Below are 16,062 nucleotides of genomic sequence, written 5' to 3'. Positions count from 1 at the left end.
AGAACCCGGCCGGGAACCTCACCGAGAGCCCCACCGACCACGACCCGCTCTCGCCGCGTCTCCAGGAGTCTCCCGAGACACCTCCCGAGGACTTCGACGACGGCGAGCTCGAGGCCGTCGAGCTCACGGCGGAGGCGTTCCGCGACGACCTCATGCTGCCGCCCGAGGCCCCGGTCCCGACGAGGGGCTGGCGGCGCCACGTCTACCAGCTCTCCGGCCGCACCATCAACCCCGGTCCCAGCCCTGAGGAGCGCAGGAGGATCGCGCTGGAGGAACGGCTGCGCGCCCCGATCGCCGGCTCGCACCGCATCGTCGTCATGAGCCGCAAGGGCGGCGTCGGCAAGACGACGATCACGTTCGCGCTCGGCAGCACCTTCGCGTCGCTGCGCGGCGACCGGGTCATCGCCGTCGACGCCAACCCGGATGCCGGCAACCTGGCCCACCGGGTGGCCCCACCCCACGATCGGGCGGTGACGGACGTGCTCGAGGACCTCGACCGGATCACGACGTATGCGCAGCTGAGGGAGTACACCTCGCAGGGCGCCGAGTCCCGGCTCGAGGTGCTCGCCTCCGACGACGACCCGCGCATCGGGATGGCGCTCGGGCGCAACCACTACCACCGGCTCATCGGCCTGCTGGACCGGTTCTACAACCTCATCGTGCTCGACACGGGCACGGGCATCCTCGACAGCGCGAACCAGGGGCTGCTCGAGGAGGCGGACCAGCTCGTCCTCGTGCTCCGGCCCGGTCTCGACGGGGGCCGAGCCGCAGCGCTGACCCTGGACTGGCTGGCGGAGCACGACTACCGCGAGCTCGTCAGACAGGCCGTGGTCGTCATCAACGGAGCGCGAGAGGGAGTCGGCGCTCCGATCGAGCCGATGGTCGAGCACTTCGAGCAGCGGTGTCGTCGCGTGGTCCGCGTTCCGTGGGACCCGGCCCTCGAGCTCGGTGCCCAGACGCGCTTGTCGGCCCTGCGCCCCGAGACGCGGGACAGCCTCGTGGAGATGACGGCCGCGGTCGCTGACGGCTTCGCCCTGGTCGGAGTGGACCAGTGAACGTCGCGAGGCGGGCGGCCGCCGTGGTGTCGGCCCTCGCCATCGTCGGGGGGACGGGCTGGTCGGCGGCGAGCAAGGCCGGCGACGACAGGGGCGCGGACCTGACAGCCGTGGCCATCGCCTCCGCCGCCGACCCGGCCGCGACCGACGACGCCTTCGGGGTGGCCCGGCTCGGGAGCGGCCGCGGCGTCTCGGCCGACGCGAGCGCGGGGGCCGACACGAACTGCGACGGGTGCACCTCGAGCGCCTCGGTGATGAGCGTCGTCTACGTCAACCACTCGCGCACCGTGGAGGTCGACAACCTCGCGACATCGGCGACGACCGGCTGCACGGACTGCTCCTCCGAGGCCGTCTCGCTGCAGGTCGTGGTCCTCCGCCGCACGCAGACGGTCGTCGCGAACAACCGCTCCCTGGCGGTCAACGCAGTGTGCGAGTCGTGCACGAGCTCGGCGGTGGCGCACCAGATCGTCGTCGTCGCCCCACGTGGCGGGCAGCTCAGTGCGAAGGACCTCGCCGCCCTGCGTGAGTGGGTGCGCGGGCAGGGACCGGCCTCCTCGTCGGCCGCCCGTTCGGCGCCGGAGCCATCCGCGAAGTCCTCCGCGAGGTCGCCCTCCACGTCGTCCCCGGGGTCTCCCGCGAAACAGGAGCTCGAGCAGCACCTCCGGCATGCCCTCGGACCCCTGACGACGCTCAGCTACAAGGAGGACGTCGACATCCGCTGAGGACGGGCGCGGGCAGCTGACCCAGCACACAGCTCCTCGAAAAGGAGGTATGCCGCTGAGCTCGCTCTCCGGCCAAAGGAGCCCCACGGCATACGGCTGGGGTGTTCAGGGGGAGAAGCGGGAGGTCAGCTCGGCACCGATGCGCGCCAGGTGGTCGCGCACACTCGGCGGGTCGAGGACGTCGATCAGACCGCCCCACCCGGCGAGGTTGCGTGCGAGGTCGAGGGGCGTGGGTGCCGCGACGCGGAGGCGGGTCCATCCGTTCGGGCCGCGTCCGTCGTCGCGGCAGTGCAGGCCGAAGCGGTCCCGCATGATCGGCACGAAGCGGTCCTCGACGAGCACCGTCGCCCAGGTCTGCGCCCGTCGCTGCTCAACGTGGTCGACGACCGCTGCCCAGGCCGCGTCGAGATCGAAATCCGTTGGGCGGTCGAAGGACTCGCCCGTCGGCTCGATCGACGTGACCCGGTCCACGCGGAAGGTGCGCTGCCCGCGGTCGGTGCCGGCGATGAGGTACCAGACGTCGTCCTTGTCCACGAGGCCGAGGGGTTCGACGAGGCGGTCGCTCGACACGCCGCGGGCGTTGGCATAGCCGAGCCGGACGCGCTGGCGGGCGACGACCGCGCCTTGGAGTGCATCGACGGGGGCGGGTCGCGACCGGGTCGGCTCGCTCCACCGGGCGGGGTCGACCGTCGTCGCCGTGGCTGCCGCCTCGGCGTCGGCGCGGAACGTCCGGGGCAAAGCCTGCACGAGCTTGCGCAGTGCCGCCCTGGCCTCGTCAGACGCGGCTGCCGCGGGCCCGACGAGGAGGAACAGCGCCTGTGCTTCGGGGGCCGACAGCCCGGACAGGTCGGTCCGGGCGCCGCCGACGAGCTGCCATCCGCCGCCGCGGCCCGCCTGGGGATAGACCGGGACTCCCGCGGAAGAGAGCGCCTCGAGGTCGCGTCGGGCGGTCGCCACCGACACCTCGAGCTCGGCCGCCACCTCGGCCGCGGTGACCCGCCCCCGCGACTGGAGCAGGAGCATCGTGGCGACGAGCCGGTCCGCGCGCATGCTCCGAGAATCGCATGAAAAGTGCTCAGAAGGTGAGCACTTTGGCCCGGAGCATGGAGATGTCAGCAGGTTTCACCTTCCATTCGCAAAGGACACGCCCCATGCTTCGAGGCCTCACCACCGTCACCTTCTTCGCCACCGACCTCTCCGCCGCGCGTGCTTGGTACACCGAGGTCCTCGGCATCGAGCCCTACTTCGTCCGGGAGCACGACGGCCGGGTCGCCTACCTCGAGTTCCGTCTCGGCGACTTCCAGCACGAGCTCGGCCTCGTCGACAGCAGGTTCGCTCCACACCCGCTGCCCCAGTCAGGAGAGGCGGCCGGGGCCGTCACCTACTGGGCCGTCGACGACGTCGAGGCGGCCTATGCCCGACTTCTCGAGCTCGGGGCGACGGCGCATGACCCGGTGACGCCGCGCGGACCGGGTTTCGTCACGGCGTCGGTCATCGACCCCTTCGGCAACGTGCTCGGTGTGATGTACAACCAGCACTACCTCGACGTCACGGCCTCGCTGAACGGAGCGGCCTCGCTGGAGTCGAGCACCGCCTGAGACCCCAGCCGTCGGTGAACGGCGAGCGCTGAGGGCTCGGTCAGGAGGCGGTGCCGTGGACTCACACACTGACCCGTCAGGCGGGTCAGTGTGTGAGCCCCGGTAGCCGGCGTCCGCAGGGGCTCCGGCCGATGGCGTTCAGACCGCCTTGACGGCGAGGACCGGGCAGGATGCCTCGAGCAGGAGCCGCTGCGCGGTCGACCCCAGTAGCAGCTTGCCGACGGGGGACCGGTGCCTGATGCCGATGACGAGCAGGCGCGCCCCCATCTCTTCGGCGAGTTCGAGGAGCGCGTCGGCGGGGTCGGTGCCGTGCTCGACGCGGCGGACCTCGTGGCTCAGCCCGGACTCGGTCAGTTCCGCCTCGACGCGGAGGAGCTGTTCCGGCGCGGCGCGGTGGGCATCGACGAGCTTGTCGTCGCGCGACATGTTGACCACGAGGAGCGCCTCGTCGTGCGCCTTCGCCTCGGCGATGGCCGCGGTGACGGCCGCCTCGCCCTGCGGGGACGGGATGTAGCCGACGACGATCGTCATGCGGAGACCTCCTGGCTGGCGCGGTCCGATCCTGGCCCGTCAACCCCGCTGCCGCCCGATCCGTCGCGGGCGCGGCGCACAACGCGGGCAAGGAGGGGCCAGAGGATGACGATGCCGATCGCGGCGTAGCACACCCACGCGACCGGGCCGCCGACGAGCCCACTGAGGTCGCCGCCCGAGAGCTGGAGGGAGCGTCGGCCGTGCTTCTCGGCGAGCGGCCCGAGGATGACGCCGATGATGAGCGGCAGCACGGGCAGACCGAAGCGACGGAGTGCGAAGCCGATGAGACCGAGGCAGAGCAGCAGGAAGAGGTCGAACGGCTGGGCATTGACTGCGTAGGCGCCCATCGTGGCGAAGAAGAGGATGCCCGCGTAGAGGTACGGGCGTGGGATCTGGAGCAGCCTGGCCCAGGTCGGTGCGAGCGGGAGGTTGAGCAGAAGCAGCATGGTGTTCCCGATGAAGAGGCTGGCGACGAGCGTCCACACGAGCAGGGGCTGCTTCTCGATGAGGAAGGGTCCGGGCTCGAAGCCCCAGCCCTGGAGGGCCGAGAGCATGATTGCTGCGGTCGCGTTGGTGGGGATGCCGATGGCGAGCAGCGGGACGAGCGTGCCTGCTGCCGAGGCATTGTTGGCGGCTTCCGGCCCGGCGACGCCCTCGATGGCCCCGTTACCGAAGTCCTCTGGGTGCTTCGAGAGCCGGCGCTCGGCGAGGTAGGAGAGGAAGGTCGGGACCTCCGCACCGCCGGCCGGGATCGCGCCGAAGGGAAAGCCGAAAGCTGTGCCCCGCAGCCACGGCCGCCAGGAACGACGCCAGTCCTCGCGGCCCATCCAGGGCCGGCCGACCGGGATGACGGCGGCGGCCTTGCGCCGCAGGTGCGCAGCGACCCAGAGAGCCTCACCGACCGCGAAGATTCCCACGGCCACGACGACGACGTCGATGCCGTCGGCGAGCTGTGGGATGCCGAAGGTGAGGCGCTGCTGTCCGGTGACGAAGTCGATGCCGACGACTCCGATGGTGAGGCCCACGAGCAGCGCAGCGAAGCCCCGTACGCGGGACGAGCCGAGAACGGCACTCGCACCGACGAAGGCGACCAGGAGGATGGCGAAGAGCTCGGGCGACCCGAGGTTGATCGCGAAGTCGACGACCTGCGGCATGACGAGGACGAGCAGGGCCGTGCCGATCGTCCCCGCGACGAACGACCCGATGGCTGCGGTGGCCAGGGCCTGTGCAGCTCGCCCCGACTTCGCCATCTTGTTGCCCTCGAGCGCCGTGACGACGGAGGCGGACTCCCCTGGGGTGTTGAGCAGGATCGAGGTGGTGGATCCGCCGTACATGCCCCCGTAGAAGATGCCGGCGAACATGATGAGGGCCTGGGTGGGCTCGAGGCCGTAGGTGATGGGCAGGAGCAGTGCGACGGTCATCGCGGGGCCGATGCCGGGCAGGACGCCGACCGCCGTGCCGACCGTGACGCCGATGAGGGCGAAGAGCAGGTTCATCGGGGTGAGCACGTGCCCGAAGCCCTCGAGCAGGTGGGCGAGGTTGTCCATCAGAGGATTCCCTTGAGGATGCCGGCGGGGAGGTTGACCCCGAGGCCGATGGCGAAGCCGTAAAAGGTGACCAGGCCCAGGACGACGCCGATGACCAGGCCGCGGAGATGGTGCCGGTTGCCGAGGGCGAACGCGCAGCCCCAGAAGAGCAGGCTGCCGGTGATGACCCAGCCGAGCGGGTCGATGAGCACGGCGCTGAGGCCGAAGACGGCGACGAGCAGGAGCACGGTCTTCCAGTCGGCCCGTCTGCCGAGGTCGACGTCCTCGCCGCTCTCGGCCTCGCCCACGCCGCCGCGCCAGACGTCGATCGCGTAGGCAGCGGCCGTGACGAGGAGCAGGATGCCGAGGACGATCGGGACCGGTCGCGGCCCGAGGGGGTCGTTGCTGCTCGTCACCTGGGGGATGCGCGCCGCGTCCGCCAGCAGGATGATGCCGAGCCCCGCGAGGGCCGCGCACACCCCGAACTGGGCGCGGTCCCCGCGGACGGCGGTGGCCTCCCGACGGTCCACCTGACGGTCGGGCATCGTCAGTCGACCAGCCCGAGCGTCGTCAGGGTCTCGGCGACCGCCGCGTCCTGCTCCGTGAGGAAGGTGCCGAACTCGTCCCCGGTGACGAAGGCATCGGTCCACCCACGCTTGGCCATCTCGTCCTTCCACGCCTGCGAGTCGTGCATCCTCGTCAGGGCGTCGACCCAGACCGCCTGGTCGGCGTCGGAGATCTCGGGCGGGGCCACGATGCCGCGCCAGTTGGTGAAGACGAAGTCGATGCCCGACTCCTTGAGGGTCGGCACGTCGGGCAGGGCGTCGATGCGCTCCTCGCTCGTCACGGCGAGGACCTTGACCTCCCCGGCCTTGACCTGGTCGAGGAACTCACCGAAGCCGCTCGCACCGAAGGCGATCTTGTTGCCGATGATCGCGGGCAGGAGCTCGCCGCCGCCGTCGTAGGAGATGAAGGAGACCGTCTTGGGCTCGATGCCGACCGCTTTGGCGAGCTGCATCGGGAGCAGGTGGTCGGGACCGCCCGGGGACGACCCGCCACCGACGTTGACCTTCGCCGGGTCCTTCTTCCACGCGTCGATCAACGATCCGATGTCGGTGAAGGGCGAGTCCTTCGACACGACGACCGCGCCGGCCTCCTCGATGAGCTTGGCGATCGGGGTGGTGTCGTTGAGGGTGGCCTGGGACTTCTGCGTGTAGGCCGCGCCGACGACCCCGAGACCCATCTGCATGGCCAGCTTGCCGTTGCCCTTCTCGTTGACCGTCCGCTGCAGGCCGACCGTGCCGCCGGCTCCGGGAAGGTTGAAGACCTGGACCGTGCCGGTGATCTCCTCGGCTTCCATCACCTTGGCGACGGTGCGGGCGGTCGTGTCGTAGCCGCCACCGGGGGAGTTGGGCACCATGATCTGCAGACCCGTCGCCGGAGCGGCGTTGCCGCCGGTGGCGCCGCCCGCCCCGGCGTCCTGGCCCGCGCCGTCTGCGGTCGCTCCGCACCCCGAGAGCGCGAGCGCCGCGGCTGTGAGCCCGGCGGTGACCAGGGCTGGGGTCCGGACCATCGTGCGGGCCATCGTGCGGGGTGTGGTGAGGGGAGTGGAGTGAGCTCTCATCGTTGAGGCCTCTTTCGCGTCATGGGGAGGAACGGCATGATCGTGTCTCGCGTCACGCGTCGTGTCGCCCTTGTGTCACCAATGAAGGTTGAGTTCGTTGTGGTCATGCGCAGACTGCGTCGCGTCACGCTTGCGGGGCAGCTGCTCGTCGCCCAGCTGGCGATCCTGCTGACCGTCCTCGTCGCGGTGGCCTTCGTGTCCCTGGCCCAGTCTGAGGCAACGTTCACCCGCACCGAGGGGCGCCGGGTCTTCGCTATCGCCGAACAGCTCGCCAGCACCCCGGTCGTGCGACAGGAGCTCGCTCCGCCACAGGTCATTCACGCGCTGCCCACCGTCATTCAGGGGACCATCACGCAGTACGGCCTGTCGGTCGTGTCGATTGCCGATGCGGAGGGCGTGGTGCGCACGTCGTCCGACCCGACGTCGGAGGAGGACCTGCTCACCTTCGGGTCTCCAGCGGTCCGCCAGGGAGCCAGCTGGACCGGTGCGATGGACCTCACCGGCCGCAGGATGCTCGTCGCGCAGACCCCGGTGCTCTTCTCACCGCGGGTCCCGCCCAACCAGAGCGATCCGCCGGTCGGCACGCGTGTCGGCACGGTCATGGTCGCGGTCGAGATGCCGTCGATCGTGGACCGGCTCCGGGGTGCCTCGTCCTACCTGCTGACCTACCTCGGTATCGCGCTCGCGCTCGGCGGACTGGGGTCCTGGCTGCTCGCCCGTCGGATCAAGCGGCAGACCCTGGGGCTGGAGCCGCACGAGATCACCGGACTCGCGGAGAGTCGGGAGGCGACGCTCTCCGGCCTCGCCGAGGGCGTCGTCGCGCTGGACACAGCGAACCGGATCACCTTGGTCAACAACGTCGCTCAGCGACTCCTCGACCTGCCCGAGCAGGCCGTCGGCATGGCCGTGTCCGACCTGTCGATCGGGCCACGGCTTCGGGACGTCCTCCTGGGCGTGACGGGGGACGAACGGGACCAGGTCGTCCTGCGCCGTGGACGCGTCCTCGTCATGAACCGCATGGAGGTCGCCAAGGACGGTCGACGCCTCGGCTCGGTGACGACGCTTCGGGACCGCACGGAGCTCGCCCAGCTCGAGCGCGAGCTGGGCTCGTTCCGCAGTACCACCGAGCTGCTTCGAGCCCAGGCCCATGACTTCGCCAACCAGCTGCACACGATCTCGGGGCTCATCCAGCTGGGTGAGTACGACGAGGTGGTCCGCTACGTCGACTCCGTGAGCCAGTATCGAGCCCAGCTCGACCTCACGCTGGCGCGACGGGTCAAGGACACCGCCGTCTCGGCGCTCATCATGGCGAAGGCGTCCCAGGCGACCGAGCGTCGGGTGGAGCTGAGGGTCTCCGATGACACCGCGCTCGGCCGCCTCTCATCCCCCGACTCGGCCGACCTGTCCGCAGTGGTGGGCAACCTCGTCGACAACGCCGTCGACGCGGCGGCCTCCGGGGCGGGCGACGCACGCTGGGTCGAGCTGGCGATTCACCAGGACGCGAGCAACCCGACCAGCACGGTCGAGGTCGTGGTCTGGGACTCGGGGCCGGGTGTGGCGCCCGAGCTGGTCACCGAGGTCTTCACGCACGGCTTCACGACGAAGGCGGCCGAGGCCGGAGAGCGCGGTATCGGCCTGGCGCTGACCCGGCTGATCTGTCAGCGCCGTGGTGGCGAGGTCGAGGTGGAGCGCACCCCGTCCGGCGCCAGGTTCATCGCGCGCCTCACCGTGGAGCCCGTGTCGGTCGAGCCCGTCGCCGCCCTCAAGGAGCACCAATGATCACGGTCCTCGTCGTCGACGACGACTTCATGGTTGCTCGCATTCATCGCGGGTTCGTCGAGCAGACAACAGGATTCGAGGTCGTCGGCACAGCCAGCTCCGGCGTGGAGGCGCTGGACCTCGTCGCCCGGCTCAAGCCGGACCTGGTCCTCCTCGATCTCTACCTGCCCGATCTCTTCGGTCTCGAGGTGATCGCCCGGCTCCGGGCGGCGGGGGAGACCTGCGACGTCCTCGTCATCACGGCGGCGAAGGAGGCCGACTCCGTGCGGGCCGCCGTCCGCCACGGTGTCGTGGGCTACCTGCTCAAGCCGTTCTCCCGCGCGCACCTCGAGCAACGACTCACGGCGTATGCCGCTGAGCGCACTCGCGCTCTCGACGCCGGGGAGCTGACGCAGGACGAGATAGACGCCGCCTTCAGCTCGGGCGGAGTCAAGCGACCCGCTGCGGTGTCACTCCCCAAGGGGCTGTCCGCCGAGACGGCGGAAGCGGTCCTTCGCGCTGTCACGTCTGCTGGCGACTCGATGTCCGCCACGGAATGTGCTGGGGCTGTGGGCATCTCACGCGTCAGCGCGCGGCGCTATCTGGAGCACTTTGTGGCGAGCGGTGTCGTCGAGGTTTCCCTGCGCTACGGCGCCACCGGTCGCCCCGAGCGTCGCTACCGCCCCCGCTGACTGGCAAGCATGTGCCGGGCAACGAGGCCTCGGCGTGGCCACCGGGTCGATGAGCTCGCGTCACGACTCCGTCAGCGGTCGAGCGGCAGCCAGCTCGAGTCGTGTGCCGCCGGCTCGCGCCCCTTACAGGTGCCCACGGGCGCAGGCAACAACATGGGCCAGGTCGAGGCCGTAGGTCGGACCGCCAGCAGCCGCATACGTCTCGAGCCGTCGGATGCCGCGCTCCCTCAGAGCCTCCGCCCCCACGTCGTTGCCGCGCGCCTCATGCGTCAGGCTGACGCAGAGCTGCGCCAGGCCCTGCCACAGGTCGCGCTCCTCGTCAGGTCCAGCCTTCCAGCGTGCCTCAAGGACCTCGTGAGCAGAGAAGGCCCTTCCCTCGTCGACGAGCCGTCGCGCCATGGCCACCGTCTCGAGTGGCGGCAGGGGCTCTTCCGGGACGGGCTCGACGCCAGGCGTGCCGTAGGGCAGCGGCCGTCCCAGGGCATCCCGGGGCCGGGCCTGACGCGGACGACCGGCCGCGTCACGATCGCGGTCGGGGGTCACAGCACGCTCCGACTCGGAGGGGAGACGGACTCGAACGTCACGTTCCGATCCTAGGTCGCTGGGCCAGGTGCGGGTGGGTTCGCACGCGCTGGGCTCGCCCTCTCCAGCGTCGGGATGGCGTCATCGGGACGGCTCGAGGGGGCGCAGGTGCTGGACGATGGTGTTTCCGATGGCGTGCATTCCGCGCAGGACCTGGCGCGCCAAGGCGGGATCGTCGGCACGTTCGGCATCCCAGTTCGCGATGGCCGCCCAGGCGACCGTCCGTCCGTCCACGGTCGCGGCGCCCACGTCGGCCCGGACGCCGGCGTCGGTCCCCGTCTTGTTCCAGTACCGCAGCCCTCCACCGAGGGATTCATGGTGTGCCAGCGGGTCCAGCCCCAGGCGCTCGACGAAGGCGGCGCCGACCAGCGACTGGTCGACACCGGCCGACAGCCATTGCCGCACCAGTCGATCCGCGTCCGAGCCCATCGCAGCGCCTCGCATGATGCGGCTCGCGAGCCAGGACAGCTCGAGCGTCGTGCCCACCGAGAGGGTCGGCGGCTCAGTGGGGCCGCGCTCGCCCCGGACCTTGTCGTGCAACGCGGTCCGCATCAACCCCAGCGAGGCAGTCGCTCTCGCCACGGCCTCGAGGCCGATCCTCCGCAGCAGCACGTTGGTCGCGAGGTTGTCGCTCACGGCGCCGACGAGGCCGGCGACGTCCGACAGCGGCAGGGTCTCGGAGGAGAGGGTGTGCCACAGGCCCGAGTCCTGCACCCAGTCCTCGGGCGTGCGTTTCAACGGCTCGTCCAGCGCCATCTCGCCGTCGACGACACTGCGCGCGACCGCCAGGAGCAGGAGGATCTTCCCGACCGAGGCCGTGCACAACGGCAGGTGGGCGCGGGGTGAGCTCAGCGGCATACGGCGGCCGTCGACACGCAAGGTCACGGACCACGAGACGCCACCTTCGAGCGTGAGGCCGAGCTCCATTGCTAGTGAATCGACTTCAGCCAGGCGACCAGCTCCGTCGACACTGCGTCGGGAGCCTCCTCGGTGAGGAAGTGGCCGGCTTCCGGAATCGTGACGAAGCGGTAGTCGCCGGGCACGTACCTGCCGGACCCGCGCGTGGGGCCGATGAGGACGCAGCGGTCCGCCGCACCATGCAGCTCGAGGACCGGGACGCGGATGGGGTGGCGGATGCGGCGCATGAAGAACGGGCCGTCGGGGCGGAGCTGGGAGCGGCCCAGCCACCGGTAGTGCTCGGCAGCCGAGTGGGCGACGAAAGGGATCCTCATCGCGTCGCCGTAGCGCGCCACGTCCTCAGCGCTGGGGAAGGGCCCGTCCTTGGCGGACCAGCCGCGCAGGAGGCTCTCGACGTAGTCGTGGGAGCGCGTCATCTCGCGCTCGGGACCGAACGGCTTCTGGAGGGAGACGATCCATCCGGACGCGGCGCGCTGCCTCCGGTCGAACCAGGACGCACGACGCATCACGCGCGGGTGCGGCATCGACAGCGACGCGACAGCGGCCGTGACGTCTGGTCGCAGCACGGGCATCGACCAGGCGATCCATCCCCCGAGACCCTGGCCGATGACCGTCGCGCCCGTCTCGCCCAGGGCCCGGATCACCGAGGCGGCATCGAGCGTGGCCATGTAGGTGTCGTAGCCGCGCGGCGGCTTGTCCGAGCCGCCGTAGCCGCGCAAGTCCATCGCTGCGACGCGGAAGCCGGCGTCGGCGAGCGCGACCATCTGGTGCCGCCAGGCGTACCAGAACTGCGGGAAGCCGTGGAGCAGCAGGACAAGCGGTCCCTCGCCGAGCTCGGCGACGTGGAATCGCGCGCCGTTGGCGGCCACATAGCGATGCTGCCAGGGCCCGTCTATCTCGACGAAGGCAGCATCGACCGGCATGAGGTGGAGGGTAGCGGGGATGTCAGGCGTCGGGGGTGCTGTCGCGTGACGCGCTGGTGGCGGGAGGGGCGCCCGGCGAGGACGCCACGGCTGGGGTGGCGGCCGCGGACGGCTGCGCGGGAAGGGGTGCGGTCGCTGGGCGGTCCCAGTCCGGGCGGGGAGCCGGGGGCATCGTGCCCGGCGCCGCAGTCGCGCCCTTGAGCGCGGTCATCGTGTGCTGGGCCTCGGCGATGGCCTTCTTCGGCGTCGGGTCGACCGTCTTCATCTTGCGGATGCCGAGCATCGCGAGAATGCCGGCGACGAGCAGCATGAAGACCGTGATGATGAGGTAGGCCGCCCACCGGGGCAGCCAGATGTCGATGACCTCGACGAGGGTCGTGAAGACGAAGTAGACCGAGTAGAAGCCGATGACGGCAGCCGCGGCGAGCAGCCCGCTGCCCTTGCCGGCCTTCTTCAGCTGGGCCGAGACCTCCGCCTTGGCCAGCGCGATCTCCCCGCGGACCAGCGTCGAGATGTCCTGCGTCGCGGACGCGACCAGCTGGCCGAGCGTGCGCTCCTGCCGGGGGTCCGTGCTCATCGGCTCACTCCTCCACGTGATCGGCTGCGCGCGAGGCGCTTGCTGCTTGCCACCCTACTGTGCCCCCGTCGCACCGGATGTGCGCCGCTGCCGCGTGTGAGGTGGGTCGCTGCCTGTTCCGTACCCCATGGCCGGCGAAGTGATCGCCGCCCCGTCCCGAGCTCTGTGCCCCAGCAGGTCGGCCTCCCCTCCGGGCTGCCGGAGCACTGAGCATTGAGATGCGCGACACATCAGGCGATCTCGTGAGCGTGGGCGCAGCTCCTGTGCCGGAGGTCACTCTCCGTTTGCCGGACAAGGCGTGCGTACCAACGGAATGTGAGAAGTGGCTGGTGAATCATCGGGCGGTCTCAGCCAGAGTCCTGCACCACCATCAGCCGCACAGTTGCGTCGCTGATGCGGCGCGGCATGGAACGATCATGAATGCGCACACCCTCAGGGGGCATTCGTAGCCGCAGTGGCCGCCGTCGCACTCGTTGCGCCGCAGGTCGCGGTGGCCGAGGAAGACGCTCCCACGGAAGACACCCTCTATTCCGATCTCTACGTCGCACTGCGCGCTGAGGACGGAACCCCGGTGCTCGTCGACTACGAGGTCACCGACGAGGACGGCACGACGATCGAGTACTGCGTCCAGCCGATCTCGTACACCTTGATCCCGGGCATCGACCCGGTGACCAACCCGGTCGACGGCCGAGACGTCTGGCTCGTCCCACTCCAGGGTGAGCTCGTCGATCCCCCCGAGCCGCTCCCGGACGAAGAAGAAGTCGGGCCCTGCGACCCGCAGGTCGACTACGCCGCCTACGTGTCCGAGGCCGAGCTGGAGCGGCTCAACCTCGTGCGGACCTCGCCCGAGACCATCGCGCGCAAGCTCAGTGAGGTCGAAGCCAAACTGACCGCAGCTCTCGTGCTGGGCCTCGACGGGGCCGGACGGATCACGACCGACGGTGTGGCCATCGATGCCGGTCCCGAACATGCGGCGATGTACCAGGAGCTCATGAAGACCGGCACCCTGCCCGGACTCGAGGGCCACGACGAGGTGATCGCCGGACCTCCGGCGTACATCGACCCGTTGGACGCGTGGATGCTGTCGGGTGTCTCCATCGGTGCCGCCGCCAGCAAGGCGGTGCCGATCACCATCGACACCGTGCTCTACTACAACCGGATCATCCCCTTCCCGCCGGCCGGCTGGACGCCTCCGGCAGACTGGCCCGTCGAGTTCAACCAGTCCGCCGACCCCAACCCGGCAGATGGAGTGGACGTCCCGGACGAACTGTTCGTCGACTACTCGAACTTCACGTACACCCGGTCGGACTACTTCAAGGGGAGCGTCACCTGGCTGGACATCCCGTCGCTGACCTGGTTCGTCGACCGGATCCTCGACGTGGTGCCGTTCACCAACCTCACCGCAGAGGCTGACATCGATGACGTCGAGCTCACCGGCGTGCTGGGCTATGCCCAATGGGTCGACGACGTGCGAGCAGTCATCAACTACTACCACGACAACGATGTCGTCGAAGGCTTCTACTTCGACATCATCGGGCAGGACACCACGGACGAGCAGAAGGCCCGCCTGCTGGACCCCGACGCGGTCAACCGAGTGGGCGGTGTCGACCGGATCGAGACGGCCATCCTTCTCTCGCAGGAGCGCTTCGAGGCCGACGAGGCCGGGTCAGTGGTTCTGGCCCGCTCGGACGACTACCCGGACGCTCTCACCTCGGTGCCGTTGACCAAGAACGTCAATGCCCCGCTGCTGCTGACGAAGTACGTGCTCGACCCGCGGGTCGCTACCGAGATCGACCGCGTGCTGCCCGACGGAGCCACCGTCTACATGATCGGTGGCCCGAACGCGCTGGCGCTGTCTGCCGAGAACGCGCTGAAGGCCATGGGCTACACCGTGGAGCGACTGGCCGGTGACGACCGGTACGAAACCGCAGTAGCGGTGGCGGACCGCGTCGGTGACCCTCTCAACATCCTGATGGCCACCGGGCGCAACTTCCCCGACGCGTTGTCGGCGGGACCTGCGGCTGCGTGGGCACACGGTGTCGTCGTGCTCACGGCGGACGGCGTCATGCCGGACGTGACGGAGGACTACCTGGCCGCGCACCCGGACGCCATCACCTACACCATCGGTGGCCCCGCGAGCGCTGCTGACCCGTCGGCCACCCCCGTCGTTGGCGATGACCGCTACGAGACCGCGAAACTCGTCGCCGAGGAGTTCTTCGAGTTCCCGATGGGCGTGTCCATCGCTTCCGGTGTGACCTTCCCCGACGCCATGTCCGGTGGCGCGGATGCAGCTGCCCAGGAGTGGCCGCTGCTGCTCACCAAGCCGGACTACCTGTCTCCTGACACCCGGACCTACATTGCCGAGCACCCCTCGGTCGTGATGGTCGACGTGTATGGCGGCGTGGCTGCCATCGCCGATGTCGTGATCGCCCAGATCTACGACGCCCTGGCGCGGTGAGGTCAGGCAGGTCCAGCGACGCCCCCGGGTTCACCCGGGGGCGTCGCCCATTCCACGGCGGCGGTGCCGGTCCCGTGGTCCTCGGGGGGCCTCGGTGGTCCTCGGGGGGCCTCGGTGGTCCTCGGGGGCTCAGTGGGCCTGCCGAGTGAAGCGGCCGACGAGGGTGGCCGTGGCCAGCGTGTGGGGCTGTGCCGCTGACATGAAGGCGTCGAGGGGAGCGCCGTCCGGGACGTCGAGGCGCTCGACGTCCAGGGCGTAGAGCGTGAACTCGTAGTCGTGTGTGCCCGAGGGCGGGAACGGTCCCGCATAGGGGCGGACCTGCCGGGCACCCGGGGGCATGGCGCCGGAGGCAGCGCCCTCGTCGAGGGCGCTGGTCGTCGCCGGGAGCTCGCACACCATCCAGTGGATGTACCCCTGGGCGACCGGGTGCCAGTCGACCACGGTCAGGGCGAAGGACCTCGTGCCGGCAGGTGCGTCGGTCCAGGCGAGCTGCGGCGAGGTGTTGTCGGCGCGCTTGCCGTACTTCTGTGGGATCTCCTGCGACGGGGCGAAGGAGGAGGACGTGAGCTGCATCCACATCACCTCTGTGACATCGGGGTCTGGGTCGGGCTCCGCGTGTGGGCCTTGTGGGGGTCCTCTCATCGTGACCCGATCACCGCCACGGCGCGACCCTTCAGATCGCGACGGCTACGGCGGGGGCCTGACGCTGGCACAATCGGTCGTGCCTTGGGTCGCTCACGGGTGAGCCCTGGGTCCGGACCGGCCATTGGGGGGACCGGAGGCAACGCGCGACCAGGGCGGGGTAGCGAAGAGAATGAGCGATCGGCCGGGGACGGAGCGTCATCAACGCACCGTGACCACCGCGGATGGCGTGGCGCTGGCCGTGCACGTCCACACTCGCCCGGGAATGGGGCCGCACGTGCCGACGGTGGTCCTCGCCCATGACTGGGGCTTGACGCACGCGTGCTGGGCCTACGTCGTGACCGGGTTGGCGCCGTCCGGGCTCCGCGTCGTCACCTGGGACCAGCGCGGCCACGGCCGATCGGGGCTCGGCATGCAGCGGGCGGTGCTGGACGACCTCACGATCGACCACTTCGG

The 16,062-nt window shown here is 70.2% G+C and carries 16 protein-coding genes and 1 pseudogene; 7 read left to right on the top strand and 10 right to left on the bottom strand.

The features are described from left to right. Both LOY02_RS11980 and LOY02_RS11975 read left to right on the top strand, forming a co-directional pair. Nucleotides 1–1,055 (top strand): AAA family ATPase (locus LOY02_RS11980; RefSeq protein ID WP_317182590.1); only part of this gene is annotated, 1,055 nt, incomplete at its 5' end. After that, nucleotides 1,052–1,777: a hypothetical protein gene (locus LOY02_RS11975; protein WP_317182589.1), complete on the top strand. Its 726-nt coding sequence runs from the start codon at nucleotides 1,052–1,054 to the stop codon at nucleotides 1,775–1,777. The genes LOY02_RS11980 and LOY02_RS11975, both read left to right, overlap by 4 nt. 105 nt (nucleotides 1,778–1,882) lie before the next feature. Here the strand turns inward: LOY02_RS11975 and LOY02_RS11970 are convergent, their stop codons facing one another. After that, a complete protein-coding gene (locus LOY02_RS11970; RefSeq protein ID WP_317182588.1) occupies nucleotides 1,883–2,827 on the bottom strand; it encodes a helix-turn-helix transcriptional regulator in 945 nt (314 codons plus the stop codon). Between the two features lie 101 nt (nucleotides 2,828–2,928). On the opposite strand from LOY02_RS11970, the gene LOY02_RS11965 reads away from it, so the two are divergent. Then, complete coding sequence (locus LOY02_RS11965; protein WP_317182587.1) at nucleotides 2,929–3,375, top strand: VOC family protein; 447 nt, start codon at nucleotides 2,929–2,931, stop codon at nucleotides 3,373–3,375. A gap of 138 nt (nucleotides 3,376–3,513) precedes the next feature. Here the strand turns inward: LOY02_RS11965 and LOY02_RS11960 are convergent, their stop codons facing one another. Genes LOY02_RS11960 through LOY02_RS11945 form a run of 4 tightly spaced genes read right to left on the bottom strand, consistent with a single transcriptional unit; the run spans nucleotide 3,514 to nucleotide 7,017 of the window. Then, on the bottom strand, nucleotides 3,514–3,906 hold the full coding sequence (locus LOY02_RS11960; protein ID WP_317182586.1) for a universal stress protein: 393 nt from the start codon (nucleotides 3,904–3,906) through the stop codon (nucleotides 3,514–3,516). Continuing rightward, nucleotides 3,903–5,453: a tripartite tricarboxylate transporter permease gene (locus LOY02_RS11955; RefSeq protein WP_317182585.1), complete on the bottom strand. Its 1,551-nt coding sequence runs from the start codon at nucleotides 5,451–5,453 to the stop codon at nucleotides 3,903–3,905. The genes LOY02_RS11960 and LOY02_RS11955 overlap by 4 nt, the downstream gene beginning before the upstream one ends. Beyond that, entirely contained in the window at nucleotides 5,453–5,977 is a 525-nt protein-coding gene (locus LOY02_RS11950) for a tripartite tricarboxylate transporter TctB family protein (protein WP_317182584.1), read from the bottom strand. The genes LOY02_RS11955 and LOY02_RS11950 overlap by 1 nt, the downstream gene beginning before the upstream one ends. A gap of 2 nt (nucleotides 5,978–5,979) precedes the next feature. After that, a complete protein-coding gene (locus LOY02_RS11945) occupies nucleotides 5,980–7,017 on the bottom strand; it encodes a Bug family tripartite tricarboxylate transporter substrate binding protein (RefSeq protein ID WP_317182594.1) in 1,038 nt (345 codons plus the stop codon). A 144-nt stretch (nucleotides 7,018–7,161) separates the two neighbouring features. Between LOY02_RS11945 and LOY02_RS11940 the strand changes: the two genes are divergently transcribed. After that, complete coding sequence (locus LOY02_RS11940; RefSeq protein ID WP_317182583.1) at nucleotides 7,162–8,835, top strand: ATP-binding protein; 1,674 nt, start codon at nucleotides 7,162–7,164, stop codon at nucleotides 8,833–8,835. Then, nucleotides 8,832–9,506 (top strand): response regulator, encoded by a 675-nt coding sequence (locus LOY02_RS11935; protein ID WP_317182582.1) that lies wholly within the window; start codon nucleotides 8,832–8,834, stop codon nucleotides 9,504–9,506. The genes LOY02_RS11940 and LOY02_RS11935 overlap by 4 nt, the downstream gene beginning before the upstream one ends. A gap of 123 nt (nucleotides 9,507–9,629) precedes the next feature. On the opposite strand, the gene LOY02_RS11930 is transcribed toward LOY02_RS11935, so the two are convergent. From LOY02_RS11930 to LOY02_RS11915, 4 genes are all read right to left on the bottom strand, one after another. Then, nucleotides 9,630–10,049 (bottom strand): DUF309 domain-containing protein, encoded by a 420-nt coding sequence (locus LOY02_RS11930; RefSeq protein ID WP_317182581.1) that lies wholly within the window; start codon nucleotides 10,047–10,049, stop codon nucleotides 9,630–9,632. Between the two features lie 120 nt (nucleotides 10,050–10,169). Continuing rightward, nucleotides 10,170–10,973 carry a serine hydrolase gene (locus tag LOY02_RS11925; protein ID WP_317182580.1) on the bottom strand — a complete coding sequence of 268 codons (804 nt, stop codon included), beginning with the start codon at nucleotides 10,971–10,973 and terminating at the stop codon, nucleotides 10,170–10,172. Between the two features lie 44 nt (nucleotides 10,974–11,017). Further along, on the bottom strand, nucleotides 11,018–11,929 hold the full coding sequence (locus LOY02_RS11920; protein ID WP_317182579.1) for an alpha/beta hydrolase: 912 nt from the start codon (nucleotides 11,927–11,929) through the stop codon (nucleotides 11,018–11,020). A 22-nt stretch (nucleotides 11,930–11,951) separates the two neighbouring features. Continuing rightward, nucleotides 11,952–12,506: a phage holin family protein gene (locus LOY02_RS11915; protein ID WP_317182578.1), complete on the bottom strand. Its 555-nt coding sequence runs from the start codon at nucleotides 12,504–12,506 to the stop codon at nucleotides 11,952–11,954. Nucleotides 12,507–12,960: 454 nt separating this feature from the next. Between LOY02_RS11915 and LOY02_RS11910 the strand changes: the two genes are divergently transcribed. After that, nucleotides 12,961–14,964 carry a cell wall-binding repeat-containing protein gene (locus LOY02_RS11910; RefSeq protein WP_317182577.1) on the top strand — a complete coding sequence of 668 codons (2,004 nt, stop codon included), beginning with the start codon at nucleotides 12,961–12,963 and terminating at the stop codon, nucleotides 14,962–14,964. 129 nt (nucleotides 14,965–15,093) lie between these two features. Here LOY02_RS11910 and LOY02_RS11905 read toward each other — a convergent pair whose 3' ends face one another. Continuing rightward, nucleotides 15,094–15,537, bottom strand: coding sequence for a YbhB/YbcL family Raf kinase inhibitor-like protein (locus LOY02_RS11905; protein ID WP_317182576.1), 444 nt, complete (start codon nucleotides 15,535–15,537; stop codon nucleotides 15,094–15,096). A 280-nt stretch (nucleotides 15,538–15,817) separates the two neighbouring features. Between LOY02_RS11905 and LOY02_RS11900 the strand changes: the two are divergent. Beyond that, nucleotides 15,818–16,062, top strand: a pseudogene (locus LOY02_RS11900) (alpha/beta hydrolase); the annotation flags it as partial.

Origin of the sequence: Intrasporangium sp. (assembly GCF_032907665.1) — a bacterium.
In the GTDB taxonomy this organism is placed as follows: domain Bacteria; phylum Actinomycetota; class Actinomycetes; order Actinomycetales; family Dermatophilaceae; genus Intrasporangium.
Note: the sequence above shows the minus strand (reverse complement) of the source record. Positions and strands in the feature narration are given on the sequence as shown.